The sequence below is a fragment of the Streptomyces sp. genome (genome assembly GCF_036524955.1).
Classification (GTDB): domain Bacteria; phylum Actinomycetota; class Actinomycetes; order Streptomycetales; family Streptomycetaceae; genus Actinacidiphila.
In genome coordinates, this window is record NZ_DATDBG010000064.1 from 29,310 (window position 1) to 46,175 (window position 16,866).

Sequence of the window (16,866 nt, forward strand, 5' to 3'; positions counted from 1 at the left end):
GGGCGGCCGACCGGACCCTCCGGCCCAACGGCACGGACGGCACACCTCGCACGGCCCGTTACGCTGATCGCATGTCTCCGGCGAGCCGATACACCTATCTGGGACCAGAAGGCACCTTCACCGAGGCAGCGCTGCGTACGCTGCCCGAGGCCGCCACGCGTGAACTGGTGCCGATGGTGTCGGTCGCCGCCGCGCTGGACGCGGTCCGCAACGGCGAGGCGGGCGGCGCCCTCGTTCCGATCGAGAACTCGGTGGAGGGCGGCATCACCGCCACCCTGGACGAGCTGGCGTTCGGCGAACCGCTGATGATCTACCGCGAGGTGCTGCTGCCGATCGCCTTCGCGCTGCTGGTCAGGCCGGGCACCGAGCTGGCCGACGTGAAGACGGTGACCGGGCACCCCGCCGCGCAGGTGCAGGTGCGCAAGTGGCTGGCCGAGCGGCTGCCGGACGCCGTGTGGGAGTCGGCGGCGTCCAACGCGGACGGGGCGCGGCTGGTGCAGGAGGGCCGGTTCGACGGGGCCTTCGCCGGCGAGTTCGCGGCGTCGACGTACGGGCTCGAGCCGCTGGCCACCGAGATCCACGACGCGCAGAACGCGACCACCCGCTTCGTCCTGGTCGGCCGCCCGGCGCGGCTGGCCTCGCCGACGGGTGCGGACAAGACATCGGCGGTGTTCTGGCTGCGCGCCGACCACCCGGGCGCCCTGCTCGAACTGCTCCAGGAGTTCGCGATCCGCGGGGTGAACCTGATGCGGATCGAGTCCCGGCCGACCGGCGAGGGCCTCGGCCAGTACTGCTTCTCGGTGGACGCCGAGGGTCACCTGACCGACCGCCGGGTCGGCGAGACGCTGATGGGCCTGCGGCGGCGCTGTCTGAACGTACGGTTCCTCGGCTCGTACCCGCGGGCCGACAAGGTGCCCCCGCGGGTGACGGCGGGCGGGACCACGGACCACTCGTTCACCGAGGCCGCGGACTGGCTGAACCGGGCGCTGGACGGGCGGGGCTGATCGGGGGTCGTACGGGAGGCGGGCCGCGCCTGGGCGTCACCTCCGTACCTTCTGGGGACGGACGGCAAAGTTATCCACAGGCGCCGGTCGCAACCTGTGGGTAACTGGGGACATGTCGACAGGGCGCTCCGATTCGGGCGACAAATAGGTACGCATCCACCAGACCCATCCGGAGTGATACAGCTCACGACTCGTTACCGCAATTCGCCCAATGAATCCGCCCGGGGGAACACTTCTCACTCGAAAGGAAGTGTGGGACGGGCTTGCACAGGGAATCCATTGGCGCGCACCGGCGGCCGCACATGACCTCCGCTCTTCTCCACAGATCTTCCCCACACCCTGTGGACAAAGAGCGGAATACGCCCGGCGCCTGTGGATAACTTCACGGGGAAACGGTGATCAGCCCCGGCTTCCCCACGGCTCCGACGGCCCCGGGAGGCATCGGTCGAATGGCGCTGACGTGGGGGTTTTCCCTCGCTTACCGGTCTTCCCCGGCATTCTCCATCAAGCAGACATAGTGCGCATTACGCCGCTAACCGTGTCGCGGCCCGGGTCCGCTCCCCGGTAGCCTGTAGCCGTGATTGACCTTCGCCTGCTTCGTGAGGACCCCGACCGTGTGCGCGCCTCCCAGCGCGCCCGTGGAGAGGATGTCGCGCTCGTCGACGCACTGCTCTCCGCCGACGAGCGGCGCCGGTCCTCCAGTACCCGGTTCGACGAACTGCGGGCCGAGCAGAAGCAGTTGGGCAAGCTGATTCCCAAGGCGCAGGGTGACGAGAGGACCCAGCTGCTGAAGCGGACCAAGGAGCTGGCCGACGCGGTCAGGGCCGCCGACGCCGAGCAGCACGAAGCGGCCGGGGAGGCCCAGCGGCTGCTGCTCCAGCTCGGCAACCTGGTCCACCCGGACGCGCCCGTCGGTGGCGAGGAGGACTTCGTCGTCGTCGAGCGGCACGGCAACCCGCGCGACTTCACCGCCGAGGGTTTCGCGCCCAGGGACCACCTGGAGCTGGGCGAACTGCTCGGCGCCATCGACGTCGACCGCGGCGCCAAGGTGTCCGGCTCGCGCTTCTACTACCTGACCGGCGTCGGCGCACTGCTGGAACTGGCCCTGGTCAACGCGGCCATCGCGCAGGCCACCGCGGCCGGCTTCACCCCGGTCCTCACCCCGAACCTGGTCAAGCCGGCCGCGATGGCGGGCACCGGCTATCTCGGGCAGGTCGAGGACGACGTCTACTACCTGGAGAAGGACGACCTCTACCTGGTCGGCACCTCCGAGGTCCCGCTCGCCGCGTACCACATGGACGAGATCATCGACGCAGGTCGGCTTCCGCTGCGGTACGCGGGCTTCTCGCCCTGCTACCGGCGCGAGGCCGGGTCGTACGGCAAGGACACCCGCGGCATCATCCGCGTCCACCAGTTCGACAAGGTGGAGATGTTCGTCTACACCGCGCCGGAGGAGGCCGAGGCCGAGCACCGGCGGCTGGTGGAATGGGAGAAGCAGTGGCTGACCTCCCTTGAGCTGCCGTTCCAGGTGATCGAGCTGGCCTCCGGCGACCTCGGGGCTTCGGCGTCGCGCAAGTTCGACTGCGAGGCGTGGATCCCGACGCAGGGCAAGTACCGCGAGCTGACCTCCACCTCCAACACCGCTGAGTTCCAGGCCCGCCGCCTCAACATCCGGCTGCGCGACGCGGGCGGCACCCGGCCGCTGGCCACCCTCAACGGCACGCTGTGCGCGGTGCCGCGGACGATCGTGGCGATCCTGGAGAACCACCAGCAGCCGGACGGCTCGGTACGGGTCCCGGAGGTCCTCCGGCCCTACCTGGGCGGACGCGAACTGCTGGAACCGGTCGGCTCGGCCGTACGCGCGTGAGCGGGGAGGGGGCGGCAGAGGGGGCGTCGGGCGATCCGTCGTCGGCCGGCGAATCGCTGGCCGGCGCATCGCTGGCCGGCGCGTTGTCGGCCGACGCGTCGCCGACGGGGTCCTCGATACGAACCTCCGCCGGATCGCCGCCCGCCGGATCGTCATCGGGCCCGTTGCCGTACCGGCTGATCGCGACCGCCGCGGCGACGGCGGTGGGCGCGGCGCACATCGTCGTCACCGGCCGCTCCGTACCGTGGACCCGGCATGTGCTGGACGACCTCGGCTACGACGGGCTCGCCGTGTGCGGGCAGGGCGCGCAGGTGTACGACGCGGGCACGCACCGGCTGCTCACCTCGGTCACCCTCGACCGGCAGCTCGCCGCCCTCGCGCTGGCCAAGATCGAGGCGGAGGTCGGGCCGCTGGCGCTGGCCGCCAGCCGGGACGGGCTCGCGGGCGAGGTACTGATGGGGGAGGGGTACGTCTACCAGCCCGAACTGCCGGTCATCCACATGCAGGACCCCGCCGATCTGTGGGCCGAGCCGATCAACAAGCTCTACATCCAGCACCGCGGCGGGCTGGACGACGACACGCTGGTGGAGGCCGCGCAGGCCGTCGCCGGTGACCTGGTGGGCGTGACCATGGCGGGCGCGGGCATCGTCGAGCTGCTGCCCCTCGGGCTGACCAAGGCCACGGGCCTGTCGCTGGCAGCGCGGCGGCTGGGTGTGACGCCCGCCGAGACCATCGCCTTCGGCGACATGCCGAACGATCTGCCGATGTTCTCCTGGGCGGCCCACGGCGTGGCGATGGCCAACGCCCATCCGGAACTGAAGGCGGTCGCCGACGAGGTCACCGCCTCCAACGACGAGGACGGCATCGCGGTGGTGCTGGAACGGTTCTTCGGGCCGGCATGACCGCGTAACAGCACAGCCCGATCAGCACGGCGGTCAGATGGCCCAGATCGGTGAACGTACCGCCGTTGACCACCGGATAGGCGAAGTAGCCCAGCACGGCGGCGAGGTACCCCCACCGCCAGGGCCTCGGTACCCCGTAGGTGAGAACGCCGACGACGCCCGCGAGCCCGTAACTGACCCCTATGTCGATGGTGTGCGCGAGCGAGTCCGGCAACCGCTGGGCCCGGATGCCGAGCCGTACCACCTTCTGGCTGAGCAGGGTGGCCCCGACGTGGGCGGTGGCAACCACCAGCAGCCACCGCCAGGTGCCGAGCCGGCGCTCGGCGGTGGCGTGCACCGCTTCGAAGAGCAGGGCATAGACGGCGAACCCGGAAGGGGTCTCGATCCACAGCGCACTGGCGACCAGTGCGCGGGTCGGGTGCCGGCCCAGTTCCACCAGGTTGGTACTGACGCTGTGCAGCAGGTACGACCGCACGTGCGGCGGGGACACGGCCACGATGACGCTGGTGACGGCCAGTGTCCCCAGCCATATGTGAGTCCCCGGCGCGGAGCGTACCCAGTACACGACGAACCGCCGCACATCGCCGGGACCGGCACGGCCCCGCAGGACCGCCGGAAGCAACGCGCGGCCCTGCGGGGGCCGGGAGGTCTCCGGTATCTCAGGTGCCATCCCCCTCAGTGTCAACCGGCAGTCGCCGAGCCGCTGAGCGAGGGGCAGTCATGGGTACGGAGGGGGCCGCCGGACCGGCGGGTGTGCCGTACGACCGGCCTCGTAGGGCGTATGGCCCGGGCCCCGCCCGTACGGCCTACTCCTCCCCGGTCAGCGTGAGTGTGCGCAGCCGGCGCACCGCGAACCAGGTGGCGGCGGCCGTGGTCAGCACCAGCAGCACCGTCGCGGTCGGCAGGGACACGGCGGAGGCCACCAGATCGCCCCCGCTGATCTTCTCGGCGACGGCCAGCGCCCACTGCTGGACACTCAGGGCGCGGGCACCGGGCACCACGCTGCCGATCACCGACTCCCACACCAGCGCGTATACCAGGCCGACGATGACCGCGTGCCGGGTGATCACGCCGAGCATCAGGAAGATCGCGGCGTAGGCGACGGACGCGACGGCGGCGGCGACCGCGAAGGCGACCGCCAGGTTCTGGCCGTTGCCGTTGAGGACGTAGCCCGCCAGCAGGGTGGGTATCGCGCTGAAAGCGGCGGTGACGCCGATCGCGACGATCAGTTTGGTGGCGATGATCGTGGACCGTCGGACCGGCTTGGCCAGCAGGTAGACGATCGCGCCGTCGTCGACCTCCGGGCCGATCGCACCGGTGCCCGCGATGACGCCGACCAGCGGCACCATCACGCTGAGCGCGAACCCCTGGAGGAGGTCGCCGGCGGTGGTGTCGTCGGCGCCGGCCAGGGTGCGGACCACGGAGACGATGATCAGCAGGAGCAGCGGCAGCCCGAGGAGGAGCAGCGCGCGGCGGCGGCCGAGCAGCCCTCGGTAGGTCAGCCGGGCCACCGTGGGGTGGAACAGCGTGGGCCCGCCGGTCGCGGTCCGGGCGGGCGGCCGGGTGCCGGTGGGGGCGGTCGGGTGGGCGGCGGGGCTCGGGCCTGGGGTGACCGTCGTGCCGGTCGTGCCGGGGGTGCCGGTGCTGGCGGACATCTCGGGCGGCTCCTTATGCCGTGACCAGGTAGGAGAAGACGCTCTCCAGGGACTCGTCGGACGGCGAGACCGTGAGGAGCCGGATGCCGTGGTCGCGGGCGATCCGGGGCAGGAACGCGGTGAAACCCGCGAAGTCGACGGCCTGTATCCGCAAGGCCCGCTCCGTCAGGTCCAGCTCGATCCCCGCGGTGGACGCGTGCGCGATCAGCACGGACGCGAGCCGCCGGTCATCGCTGGACCGTACGAGATAGCGGTGCGGGCGGTCGGTCATCAGGCGGCGGATCTTGCGGAAGTCGCCGGAGGCCGCGTGCCGGCCGGCCACCACGACTTCGATGTGGTGGGCGAGCTGCTCGACCTCCTCCAGGATGTGCGAGGAGAACAGCACAGTCCTGCCGTCGGCGCCCATCCGCCGCAGCAACTCCATCAGGTGCAGCCGCTGCCGCGGGTCCATGCCGTTGAAGGGCTCGTCGAGCAGCAGCACGGACGGCTCGTGAACCAGCGCGGACGCCATCTTGGCGCGCTGCCGCATCCCCTTGCTGTACGTGTCGATCCGGCGGTCCTGCGCGTACTCCATCTCCACGGTGGCCAGCGCCCTGCGCGCGGCGGCGCCCGGATCGGCCAGTCCGTGCAGCTCGGCGTTGGCGACCACGAACTCGCGGGCGGTCAGGAAGTCGTACATCGCCTCACGCTCGGGGACGATGCCGATCTCCCGGTACGCCTGCTCGTTGCGCCATACGGGGGCGCCGTCGAGGGTGACGGAGCCGGTGGAGGGGGCGAGGAAACCGGCCATCATGTTGATGAGCGTGGACTTCCCGGCGCCGTTCGGGCCGAGCAGGCCGGTGACGCCGGGGCCGATCGTCATGGAGATGTCGTTGACGGCCACCACGTTGCCGAACCAGCGGGAGACGCTGTCGATGCCGAGCACCGTCATGACAGGCCCACCTTCCGGTACCGGCGCATCAGCAGAGCGAAGCAGCCCGCGACGGCGGCACACACCACCAGCAGGTACACCAGGCCGGCGAAGAGGCCGGGCGGCCCCGACTCGTGCGGGAAGGCGGAGGTCGCGCCGAGGAACCAGGTCTGGAAGCCGTCGATCAGGGTGATCGGCGAGAACAGGCCGAGCCAGCCGATCAGGTCGTACTTCTCCTGGTTCTCGGCGACGCCCTGGACGGCGGAGACCGCGCCGTAGCTGATGACGAACAACACGATGACCGCGGCGACCCCGAACCCGCGCCGCGGGGTGACGGCGGCTATGACCAGGCCGATACCGGCGAAGAGGAGGGAGAGCAGGAGCACGGCCACCAGGCCCTTCGCAAACCCGGCGGTCTGGTGGGCGAAGCTGAGCTTCGCGAGCAGCGCGCCGACATAGAGGATGAGGAGCGGGAGCGCGGTCAGCAGGAACACCGCGGCGGTGAGCGCCGCGTACTTGGCGGCCACGTAGTCGACGCGTTCGATCGGGCGCGAGAAGTACAGCGGGGTGGTCTTGAAGCGCAGGTCCCGGGAGACGGCCTGCGGTGCCTGCGCGGCGACGAACAGCGTGATGACCGCCTGGAGCAGCACCGCGTACCGTGTGTACTCGACCGGCAGCCCGGTCATGTTGGTGAAGACCGCGACCGCCACCATGATCAGCGCGGGCGCGCACATCGCGCCGAGCAGGATCATCGGCAGCACCTTGGACCGGGCGCTGCGGCCGAGACCGTATGCGCCGCGCAGGCTCTGGCTGAACAGGGAGAGGCGGGCGTAACCGCGGCCGAGGCGGGGGCCTTCGTACGCGCGGTATCCGATGTCGTGGATGACGTCGGTGGGCGGGTCGGCCGGGGCGTTCGGAGGGTTCGGGGTGTCCGGGCTGTTCGGGATGGGCGTGGGCCCGTGGACGGGGGGCGCGCCGGGCGCCGTCGCCATGTCAGGCTGCGTCACGGCTGGCTCCTTCCAGGGGCGGGGTGGACGCGGTGGGGTCCGGGGCGGCGGGTTCGGGTGTGGACGGTTCGGCTGTGTCCGGGTCAGGGGTGGCCGGTGCGACTGCGGTCGGGGGGTCGTCGTCGGAGAAGAGCTCGGCGATGCGGTGGCGGCGCTGCTCCATCCGGACCAGGCCGACGCCCAGGTCGGCCACCGCGTCCCGGACGGCGTCGTACGTCTCGTCGCCCGCGATGTCGATCAGCAGGAGGTGGCCGGCCGCCTGGGCGGTGAGGCCGGCGCCGGTCAGCGCGGCCAGCAGCTCGTGCTCGCGGTCGGTGACCTCGACCGCGAGGGAGGCGGTGGCCTGGGTGAAGTCGCTGGTGGAGGAGGCACGCAGCAGCCGACCACCGTCGATGACGACGATGTGGTCGCTGGTGCGCTCCAACTCGCCGAGCAGGTGGGAGGTGACCAGTACCGAGATACCGAAGTCGGTGTGGACGCGGCGGATCAGGCCGAGCATCTCGTCGCGGCCGACCGGGTCGAGGCCGTTGGTCGGCTCGTCGAGCAGCACCAGTTCGGGGTCGTGGACCAGGGCCTGGGCGAGCTTGACGCGCTGTTTCATGCCCGTCGAGTAGCCGCCCATCGGGCGGTACCGCTCCTCGTGGAGCCCGACGTGGCGCAGGGTGTCGGCGGTGCGCTCGCGGGCGGCGGCGGGTGGCAGCCCCGACATCCGGGCCATGTGGACGACGAACTCGGTGGCCGACACGTCGGGCGGCAGGCAGTCGTGCTCGGGCATGTAGCCGACGAGAGCGCGGATCTCGGCACCGTCGGTGGCCACATCGAGTCCGAGCACCGCGGCACGACCCTCGGTCGCCGGGGACAGCCCCAGCAGGATCTTGATCAGGGTCGACTTCCCGGCGCCGTTGGCCCCCACCAGCCCGGTCACACCGGGGGTGATGTCCACGGTCAGCCGGTCGAGGGCGGTCACCCTCGGGTACCGCTTGCTCAGGCCTTCGGTAGCGATCACAGTCACGTCTTCGACCGTAGTGGCGTCCACCACACGGGTCGTCAGCCCGAAGTCGTGCATTCGTGCGGTTTCGGCTACTTCTCGGGGCTGACCACCCGTAGGGGACGGGTCCCCCGTGTGGGTGGTGGGATTCAGGGTCGGGTCTGGGTAGAGACGCGCGCGGGTGGGCGGGAGGTGAGTGGGCCGGCGAGCGGGGACCCGGACCTGGACCTTGCCGCAGCCTCCCCGGCGGGCGGCGGGCGGCGGGCGGCGGGCGGCGGGCGGCGGGCGGCGGGCGGCGGCGAGTTTTCCACAGGTCCGGGCGGAGCCCTTGACCGCCCCATTGACTGATGTCACATTGATTGATGTCAGCTTTGGGGGGGCAGGGTGAGCCGGGTGGGAACGGTGGAGGGGCGGGAGAGGGGCATGTCCGACGGACGGGACGGGCAGGACGGGACGGCGGAAGTAGCCGGACTGGACGGATTCCGCGCGGTGCAGCGGCTGGCGTACGCGTGCGCGGAGGCGGTCGCAGCGCGGCTGAGGCCCGGGATGACCGAGCGGGACGCGGCTCGCGCGATGCGGGTGTGGGCGCGGGAGCGGGGTGTGCGGGACTGGTTCCATCTCCCCTTCGCATGGTTCGGCGACCGCACGGCCTTCACCGGCTTCAAGGTACCGCTGCAGTTCTTCCCGACCGGGCGGCGGCTGGAGCCGGGCATGCCGTTCATCCTCGACCTGGCGCCGGTGCACCGGGGCTTCGTGGCCGACATCGGCTACTCGGGGTCACTCGGCCCGAACCCGTTGCAGGAACGCCTGATGACGGATCTGCGCGAGCACCGCGAACTGATCCTGCGCGAGGTGCGCGAGCGACGCCCGCTGCGCACCATCTACCAGGACGTGGACCGGTTGATGCTCCGCCAGGGGTACCAGAACCGGCACCGCGCGTATCCGTTCGGCGTGATCGCCCACACGGTGGACCGGGTGAAGGAGCGCCGCTGGTCGCCGCGGATCGCCGGATTCGGCACGCAGAGCCTCAAGGGACTGGCGCAGGACGCGATCCACGGTCACCGCGAGGGCTGGTCGCCGCTCTGGAGTCCGTACCGGATGTCGGACCACCCGCCGCACCCGGGCCTGTGGGCGGTCGAGCCGCACCTCGGCTTCCGTGGCACGGGTGCGAAGTTCGAGGAGATCCTGGTGGTCACGGAGGACGACGCGTACTGGCTGGACGAGGAGTTGCCGCACGTGCGGCGGTGGCGGGAGACCGGGTCCCATGCGGGGTCCGGTACGCGCCCGGGGCCGGGGGCGAGCGCCGGCTCGGACACCGCCGCGAGCACAGCGCCGGAAGCGGGTACCGCGGCATGAACGGACCGGGGAACGTATGGGAGCGGTTCGTCGGGGGCGCCGACGGCGTGCGGCTGTGTGTCGCGGAGTACGGGGAGCCCGCCGGGGAGGACGGACCTCCGACGGTGGTGCTGCTGCACGGCTACCCGGACAGCAAGGAGGTCTGGTCGGACGTCGCCGTGCGGCTCGCCGACCGCTTCCACGTGGTGCTCTACGACGTACGGGGCCACGGCCGCTCCGACGTGCCCGCGCCGTTGAAGGGCGGCTTCACCCTGGAGAAACTCACCGAGGACTTCCTCGCGGTGGCGGACGCGGTGAGCCCGGACCGGCCGGTGCACCTGGTCGGGCACGACTGGGGCTCGGTGCAGGGCTGGGAGTTCGCCACAGTCGCCGCCACCAAGGGACGGCTCGCCTCCTTCACCTCCATTTCGGGGCCGTGCCTCGACCACTTCGGCCACTGGATCAGGCGCCGGGTGCGCCGCCCCACCCCCCGCAGCGCCGCCCACGTACTCGGCCAGGGCGCCAAGTCCTGGTACGTGTACGCGCTGCAGACCCCCGTACTGCCCGAACTCGCCTGGCGCGGCGTACTCGGCAGGCAGTGGCCCAAGCTGCTGGCCCGTGCGGAGAAGCTGACCTCCGACGCCTACCCCACCGCCTCACTGCCGCAGGACGCGGCGCACGGCACCTGGCTCTACCGGGACAACGTCCGGCAGCGGCTGGGCAGCCCGCGCCCCGACGCCCACGCCCACGTCCCCGTCCAGCTGATCACGCCCACCCGTGACGCCTTCCTGTCCGAGCGGCTCTACGACGACCTCGACCAGTGGGTGCCGCGCCTGACCCGGCGCACCCTGCCCGCCAAGCACTGGGTGCCGCGGTCACGCCCCGACCAACTGGCCAGGTGGATCACGGACTTCGTGACCGCGACCGGCACGGAATACGGCGGCGGCTCCGACGGGCCCTTCGGCGCCTCCTCCGCGGCTCCGGCCGACACCCCGGGGAAGGTGGCGGCCGGTTCCCGGGAGCGGTTCGCCGGGCAGTTGGTGCTGGTCACCGGCGCGGCCAGCGGTATCGGGCGGGCCACCGCCTTCGCCTTCGCGGAGGCCGGGGCGCGAATCGTCGCCGTGGACAAGGACGCCGAAGGAGCCGCCCGCACCGCCGAGCTGGCGCGGCTCATCGGCGCGCCCCACGCCTGGCCGGAGGCCGCGGACGTATCGGACGCGCAGGCGATGGAGAAGCTCGCCACCCGCACCGCCGTCACCTACGGCGTGCCCGACGTGGTGGTGAACAACGCGGGGATCGGCCTCGCCGGCCCCTTCCTCGACACCACGCCCGAAGACTGGAAGCAGGTGCTCGACGTCAACCTGTGGGGCGTCATCCACGGCTGCCGCCTGTTCGGGCGGCAGATGGTGGAGCGCGGCCAGGGCGGCCACATCGTCAACACCGCCTCGGCAGCAGCCTTCCAGCCGTCCCGCGCGCTGCCCGCGTACAGCACCTCGAAGGCGGCCGTGCTCATGCTCAGCGAATGCCTGCGGGCCGAACTCGCCCCGTACGGCGTGGGGGTGAGTGCGATATGCCCCGGCATCGTCAACACGCCGATCACCACCAGCGCCCGGCACGCCGGGGTCAGCGAGGAGGAGCAGGAGCGCCGCCGAGCGCGCACCGCCAAGCTCTACGGGCTGCGCAACTACCCGCCGGAGAAGGTCGCCGCTGCGATCCTGCGCGCGGTGCGGCGCGACCTCGCGGTCGTACCCGTCACCCCGGAGGCGCACGGCGCGCGGCTGCTGTCCCGGCTGGCGCCGGGCGCGCTGCGGGCCTTCGCCCGTGTCGATCCCCCGCTGCAGACACCTCGACGCCCGTAGGGAGGCCAGGCCACTGTGCGTGACGCGATCAGGCCGCGCCGGGTCACGTTCGGCTGGAAGCAGACCCCGCTGCACTGGATTCCGGACGAGCCGACCACGACGCATGTCACCGGCGCGCTCCATCTGCTGCAGCCCGCCTGGTCCCCGCTCGTCGCGGCGATAACCCGCTGCCTGCGCCGGCCGTACCATCCGTTCCAGGAGGGCTCGCCGCGCAAAGCCGTCGCGTACCTGGCGATATCGCCGGCAGCCCGGGGGCGCCGACCGGCCGCCGGGCCGGGCGGCGGCCTCCTGACCACCGAGCAGCGCGACCGAGGAGTGACCCGAGGAGTGACGGCGTGAGCCTCACCGCCGACCAACCCGCATACCGGATCGAGGACCTCTCCCACCTGAGCGGCACCACGGTCCGCACCATCCGTGCCTACATCGACCGCGGGCTGCTCCCCAAGCCGGAGCGTCGCGGCCGGATCAATATGTACGGTGACGCGCATCTGGCCCGGCTGCGGCAGATCACCGATCTGCTGGAGCGCGGATACACCCTTGCCAGCATCAAGGAACTGCTGGCCGCGTGGGACGCCGGCACCGGCCTCGGCGGTGTGCTCGGCCTGGTGGACGAGGTGCAACGCCCATGGTCCGACGAGACGCCCGCCCGGATCACCCGGGCGGAGCTGGTCGAGGACTTCGGCGGCGTCACTGACCTGCCCGCCATCGAGGACGCTCTCGACCTGGGCATCCTCGAACGTGTGCCGGGCCGTGACGACGAATTCCTGGTCCCCAGCCGTCAGGAGCTCGCCGTCGCCGTGCAACTCCATGCGGCCGGCGTCCCCCTGTCCGCAATCTCCGCGCAGCTGCGCGAGGTGCGGGGCCAGGTCGAGCAGATCTCCGAACGGTTCCTGGCGTTCACCACGGAGTATGTCCTCCAGCGCTTCCTCCACCACCCTCCGACCGACGAGGAGACCACCGAGGCCGCCGGCCTCGTACGGCGCCTGCGCCCGCTGGCCCAGCAGACCCTGAACGCCGAACTGGCCCGCGCCATGCGCCGACGCCGCACCGAACACAGCCGCCGCCACCCCGGCAACATTCTCCCCGCCCCCCATCCCGCGCCCCCAGCCCCGCCCCCCACCGACGTCCCCGTCCCTCTCCCCGCCTCCACCGTCGCCGCCGTCCGAGCCCTGGTCGGCCCCGACGACATCCCCGCCTTCATCGCCGCCGCGACCGCCCGCGAAGTCGCCGCCCGCCGTATGGACGGCCTGGCCGACCGGACCGGCAGCGACTAGGACGCGGCCGCTCCGCCCAGTTGCGCCCGGGCCTCGGTGGCGATCGCCTCGAACACCCCCTGGTCGCACGCGAACACGGACCCGGGAATCGGCCAGTGCACGACGATCTCGCTGATCCCAGCCTCCCTGTGCCGCCCGGCGAAGTCCGTGAAAGCCCCGACCGAACTGAACGCCTCGGCACGATCAGGCGTGAAACCGGTCACGAGAATCCGCTCCACCGAGTCGGCCTCGCGTCCCACCTCGGCGAGCGCCGCTTCGAGCCGGTCGACCTGACCGCGGACGGCGGCCAGGGACTCCTCGGCAGTCCCGGTCTCGTACAGCGTGGGGTCCCCTGTCGTCACCCACGCCTGCCCGTACCGCGCGGCCAACCGCATCCCCCGCGGCCCGGTCGCCGCCACCGCGAACGGTATCCGGGGCCGCTGCACACACCCGGGAATGTTCCGCGCCTCGAACGCCGAGTAGTAGGTGCCCTCGTACGACACGTCCCCGCTGCTCAACAGGCGGTCCAGCAACCCGGTGAACTCCGCGAACCGCTCCGCCCGCTCCCGCCCCGACCACTCCCCCTCGCCCAGCACTCCCGCGTCGAACCCCGTCCCACCAGCCCCGATCCCGACCGTCACCCTCCCCCCACTCACGTCGTCCAGTGTCAGCAACTCCTTCGCCAGCACTACGGGATGCCGAAAATTCGGCGACGTCACCATCGTCCCCAACCGCATCCGCTCCGTGACCCCCGCCGCCGCCGTCAACGTCGGCACCGACCCGAACCACGGCCCGTCCCGAAACGGCACCCGCCACGACAGATGGTCATACGTGTACGCGGCGTGGAAGCCGAGGTCTTCGGCCCGCCGCCAGATCTTCTGTCCCTCGCCCCAACGGTGGATGGGGAGGATCACCGTGCTCAGACGCATACCCCGACCCTACGCGCTCGCTGCAGCTACCCGTCGCGGCGCGACGTCCAGAACAACTGGACCCGCGGATCATTTGAGTCCTCCAAGAGGATCTTGCTGGGGCCGATCCGGAGGCGCACGCGCATCTTCCGACTGCCGCTCGTGGACAAGGGAGTCCGCGAAGCCAGCTCCGCGGCTACGAGCGCGTCCACAAACGGCTTCCACTCGTCCTCGTAATCCCATGCCCACTTGAGCCTGTGGTCCTCCGGCAGGTAGCCGGACTCCTTCGTCATCCGGATCATCGTGGACCACAAGGATCCCAGATTGAGCGAGGCGAACCCCCGGGAGAGAGGTTGCGATCCGGCTGTCAGATCGAACCCGGCAAGGAGGCTCTGAAGCTTCATGCCCGGCAACTCGGAGACCACGCGCTTGACCATCGCCGGACGCCACTCCGACGCGGTCAGGAGTCGGTAGAAGCGCCGTACATCACCGCCGTTCGCGTACCCGAGGGCCAGCCCGGCGAGGAAGTAGTCGAAGAACAACTCGTGCTGAAAGCGGAACCTTCTGCCATGCCCTACCCCGGACGTACCGGACGCCATGCCGCACAGGACCTGGAGTCGGTCGCGCAGATGCGGTCGCGCCTCGTTCAAATCCTCGACGTCGTTCAGCCCGAGCACCGTCGCAGCACCGATATGCGGCGCTACACCGCCGAGCGGGGCTGGCGCACCGTCTACCAGCTCCCGCCCTACGCCCCGGACCTCAACTCGGTCGAAGGCATCTGGTCGGTACTGCGCCGCACCACCACGGCCAACCGCGCCTTCACCGACCCCCAGGACCTGATCAACGCCAACCGCCAGGGATTACGCAAGCTCCGGTACCGCCCAGACGTCCTCGACGGCTGCCTCGCCGGGACCAAACTCACCCTCAAACCACCATGACGACACCACGCATTCACCTCAGTCATTGTGCGTGAGGTGGTAGAAGAGCCCTGCGAGGGCGAAGTACACAAGGTAAGAGGCGACAAGCACGCCTATCATGACGAGAACCTTGAGCGGTGTTCCGATCTGCTTACGGGCCAGGGAAAGATTCGCGAAAACACCCGCCACCCCGATCCCCCCACCGACAGCTCCACCGACCGCCAGCAACGTGGCTGGAAGCAGCGACAGCAGCAACTGCCACCGTCTGAGCCCGCGGAACTTCGCCCAACGATCTGTTCTGTCGGTCATCTGAAGTCCGACATCTGGTAAGTGCTTCATGCGGGGACCCTATCCCCCAGCGGCGAAGAGCGTCGGCTTTTATCTAGGCAAGCGCCTGGGGCGCTCTAAGAAGCTGTCTTCTTACCGATCTTGATCGCTGCTTTCTTGCTGGTCAGGCATAGGATCGGCTGCCGACGGAACCTCTCTTCCTTCGTGCCGTTCCCCAGGCACTGCTGCGTCCGTGGAAGCGCACCATCGCGAGCCGGGGGGGAACCGGAGGTACGGAGGCAGGACCCGTCGCAGCCGTGTCCAGCTCCGTCAGCAACGCGGTTGTCGCATCTATGCGAACCTCGAACCCGGCCTACGGTCAGCCGTTACGGCGCGGCGGGAACGAAACGGAAGGTCGACGTGACCGCGTCGAAGATGTCGTGGAACGCCTCGGTCAGGTCGAGGACCGGGGAGGCGCCGGAGATCAGGACGACCTCCTCCGGGCGGCCGGGGACGGGGACGTAGTCTGGGTGAGCGCCATCCTGATCGTGCGGGAGTCGCCCTGCTCCACAGGCACGTCCTCGACGCCGTGGGTGCGGGCGCACAGGCCGACGTCGGTAATCTCCACGGTGGTCACCTTGCGCCAGGCATCGCCCCCACTGCGGGGCGTGATCGTTTTCAGGCTCTGCGCGATCGCCTGCGGGTCGGTGGTCATAGGAATCGGCGGTACGCGTCGCCCTATGAACCCAGTCCGTCACACCGCCCAAGTGGGACTGAGCAGTCACCAGTTGGCTGTGAGCCGTACGCCCGTCGGCCAGCGCCCGATCGGCCTGGTACTGCGCGTGCTCCAGGTCCGGCCAGTACGACTCCAGAGCCTCCGCCGCCATACGGTACGACGAATGCAGCTTGTCCAGGTTCTTCGGCGTCGACCCGAACTCGTCCCGGAACGCGTCCGCCGACAACCTCGCCCACGACAGGATCGCCTCTTCCGACTGCATCCCCGTCACCAGCCGTAACGCGGACTCTACGTCGTCGGCGAACTCATGCAGCTGCTGCGACAGCGCCTTCACCCGCGACGGATCACCAGGCGTCGGATCACGGTCCATGTCGAGTATGTGCCAGTCACCCGGCCGCCCCATCCGTCCCCCCGGAGTTCCCCACCCGTACCGTCAACGACGCGGCAATCATCGCAAACAGTTCCCCCGTGATCGGCACGGCACCCACGACCGCTCCGGCCACGGCCCGCGCAGAAACCCCAGGTCAGCCCGTGATGTGTGAACGAGGCTTGACCGACGTGAACTTGTGCCCTCTTCGAGGCCGGGCCATGCGTCATGCCTGGCTCTGCTGCCAGACCGAGGTGAGTGCCGCGACCGGGTTGGCGTCGGCCGGTGCCGCGGGCCACCATTCGCCGTCGTCGCCCTGGAGGCATGGGTACCAGTGGGCGTCGGGGCCCAGGCGGAGCTGGATGCCGTGGTCGGTGAGGGTGAGGCGGTTGCGCCAGGCCCGGAGGGGGACAGGGGCGGTGGTCATCTCGGCGAGGGCCGCGGTCAGGGTGGTACGGGCGGCCGTCATCACCGCCGGGTCAGGGGTGTGGGGCTGTTCGGCGACAGCGAGGCCGGTGGGGCCGCCGTGGCGCCAGGCGCGGGTGAGGCGGGCGAACGCGGTCGGTTTGGTGCCGGTGTTCTGGATCAGGTGGTGGAACCACTCGGGTCCGGAGCTGCTCGCGGCGATCCGTACCGCGTCCTGGTGCTGGGTCAGGTGCAGGCTGGCGGTGTCGCCGGCCAGGAGCCGCGCGGCGCGTGCTGCGGTGTCGGTCATGAGGCGTTCCAGGTCCGTGGAGGACAGGCCGCTGCCGGAGGGTGGGCCGACGGGCAGCGCGGCGGCGTGGGCGGCCGGGGCGGGGGGTTCGGGCAGCCGGGGGGTGTGTTCGGCCCAGCGGGTGTACGCGGCGGCGGCCGGGATGCCCGTCGGGGCCGGTGGGGTGGCGGTCTCTT

The 16,866-nt window shown here is 70.8% G+C and carries 16 protein-coding genes and 2 pseudogenes; 8 read left to right on the forward strand and 10 right to left on the reverse strand.

Translation table 11 applies throughout. The annotated features are described in order from the left end of the window. The first annotated feature begins 71 nt into the window (after positions 1–71). The 3 genes from pheA (at position 72) to VIW71_RS05210 (ending at position 3,773) form a co-directional block, all read left to right on the forward strand. On the forward strand, positions 72–1,004 hold the full coding sequence (gene pheA, locus VIW71_RS05200; RefSeq protein WP_331620769.1) for a prephenate dehydratase: 933 nt from the start codon (positions 72–74) through the stop codon (positions 1,002–1,004). 577 nt (positions 1,005–1,581) lie between these two features. Further along, on the forward strand, positions 1,582–2,871 hold the full coding sequence (gene serS / locus VIW71_RS05205; protein ID WP_331620770.1) for a serine--tRNA ligase: 1,290 nt from the start codon (positions 1,582–1,584) through the stop codon (positions 2,869–2,871). 116 nt (positions 2,872–2,987) lie between these two features. Continuing rightward, positions 2,988–3,773, forward strand: coding sequence for an HAD family hydrolase (locus VIW71_RS05210; protein ID WP_414720665.1), 786 nt, complete (start codon positions 2,988–2,990; stop codon positions 3,771–3,773). On the opposite strand, the gene VIW71_RS05215 is transcribed toward VIW71_RS05210, so the two are convergent. The 5 genes from VIW71_RS05215 to VIW71_RS05235 form a co-directional block, all read right to left on the reverse strand. Next, positions 3,709–4,443 (reverse strand): rhomboid-like protein, encoded by a 735-nt coding sequence (locus VIW71_RS05215; RefSeq protein ID WP_331620772.1) that lies wholly within the window; start codon positions 4,441–4,443, stop codon positions 3,709–3,711. The two genes, VIW71_RS05210 and VIW71_RS05215, sit on opposite strands and share 65 nt — an antisense overlap. Before the next feature lie 136 nt (positions 4,444–4,579). Beyond that, a complete protein-coding gene (locus VIW71_RS05220; RefSeq protein WP_331620783.1) occupies positions 4,580–5,299 on the reverse strand; it encodes an ABC transporter permease subunit in 720 nt (239 codons plus the stop codon). Between the two features lie 142 nt (positions 5,300–5,441). Then, positions 5,442–6,359 carry an ABC transporter ATP-binding protein gene (locus tag VIW71_RS05225; protein WP_331620773.1) on the reverse strand — a complete coding sequence of 306 codons (918 nt, stop codon included), beginning with the start codon at positions 6,357–6,359 and terminating at the stop codon, positions 5,442–5,444. Continuing rightward, complete coding sequence (locus VIW71_RS05230) at positions 6,356–7,330, reverse strand: ABC transporter permease (protein ID WP_414720666.1); 975 nt, start codon at positions 7,328–7,330, stop codon at positions 6,356–6,358. Before VIW71_RS05230 ends, VIW71_RS05225 begins: the two co-directional genes overlap by 4 nt. A gap of 1 nt (position 7,331) precedes the next feature. Beyond that, positions 7,332–8,351, reverse strand: coding sequence for an ABC transporter ATP-binding protein (locus VIW71_RS05235; protein WP_349257168.1), 1,020 nt, complete (start codon positions 8,349–8,351; stop codon positions 7,332–7,334). Between the two features lie 405 nt (positions 8,352–8,756). Here VIW71_RS05235 and VIW71_RS05240 point away from each other — a divergent pair, with 405 nt between their 5' ends. The 4 genes and pseudogenes from VIW71_RS05240 to VIW71_RS05255 all read left to right on the forward strand — a co-directional run bounded on the left by VIW71_RS05240 (position 8,757) and on the right by VIW71_RS05255 (position 12,801). Then, positions 8,757–9,689: a M24 family metallopeptidase gene (locus tag VIW71_RS05240; RefSeq protein ID WP_331620776.1), complete on the forward strand. Its 933-nt coding sequence runs from the start codon at positions 8,757–8,759 to the stop codon at positions 9,687–9,689. Further along, the gene (locus VIW71_RS05245; RefSeq protein WP_331620777.1) at positions 9,686–11,527 is read left to right on the forward strand and encodes an SDR family oxidoreductase; all 1,842 of its coding nucleotides are present in this window, start codon (positions 9,686–9,688) and stop codon (positions 11,525–11,527) included. The genes VIW71_RS05240 and VIW71_RS05245 overlap by 4 nt, the downstream gene beginning before the upstream one ends. Positions 11,528–11,542: 15 nt before the next feature. Continuing rightward, positions 11,543–11,665: pseudogene (locus tag VIW71_RS05250) on the forward strand (metal-dependent hydrolase); the annotation flags it as partial. A gap of 197 nt (positions 11,666–11,862) precedes the next feature. Further along, positions 11,863–12,801 (forward strand): MerR family transcriptional regulator, encoded by a 939-nt coding sequence (locus VIW71_RS05255; protein WP_331620778.1) that lies wholly within the window; start codon positions 11,863–11,865, stop codon positions 12,799–12,801. Here the strand turns inward: VIW71_RS05255 and VIW71_RS05260 are convergent. Both VIW71_RS05260 and VIW71_RS05265 read right to left on the reverse strand, forming a co-directional pair. Further along, the gene (locus VIW71_RS05260; protein ID WP_331620779.1) at positions 12,798–13,709 is read right to left on the reverse strand and encodes an LLM class flavin-dependent oxidoreductase; all 912 of its coding nucleotides are present in this window, start codon (positions 13,707–13,709) and stop codon (positions 12,798–12,800) included. The two genes, VIW71_RS05255 and VIW71_RS05260, sit on opposite strands and share 4 nt — an antisense overlap. 26 nt (positions 13,710–13,735) lie before the next feature. After that, positions 13,736–14,230 carry a hypothetical protein gene (locus VIW71_RS05265; RefSeq protein WP_331620780.1) on the reverse strand — a complete coding sequence of 165 codons (495 nt, stop codon included), beginning with the start codon at positions 14,228–14,230 and terminating at the stop codon, positions 13,736–13,738. A 27-nt stretch (positions 14,231–14,257) separates the two neighbouring features. Between VIW71_RS05265 and VIW71_RS05270 the strand changes: the two genes are divergently transcribed. Beyond that, a complete protein-coding gene (locus VIW71_RS05270) occupies positions 14,258–14,626 on the forward strand; it encodes a transposase (protein ID WP_414720662.1) in 369 nt (122 codons plus the stop codon). A gap of 18 nt (positions 14,627–14,644) precedes the next feature. On the opposite strand, the gene VIW71_RS05275 is transcribed toward VIW71_RS05270, so the two are convergent. The 3 genes and pseudogenes from VIW71_RS05275 to VIW71_RS05290 form a co-directional block, all read right to left on the reverse strand. After that, positions 14,645–14,944 (reverse strand): hypothetical protein, encoded by a 300-nt coding sequence (locus tag VIW71_RS05275; protein ID WP_331620781.1) that lies wholly within the window; start codon positions 14,942–14,944, stop codon positions 14,645–14,647. Between the two features lie 314 nt (positions 14,945–15,258). Further along, positions 15,259–15,978 carry a putative T7SS-secreted protein gene (locus VIW71_RS26515; RefSeq protein ID WP_414720663.1) on the reverse strand — a complete coding sequence of 240 codons (720 nt, stop codon included), beginning with the start codon at positions 15,976–15,978 and terminating at the stop codon, positions 15,259–15,261. Positions 15,979–16,201: 223 nt separating this feature from the next. After that, a pseudogene (locus VIW71_RS05290) lies at positions 16,202–16,866 on the reverse strand (hypothetical protein); the annotation flags it as partial.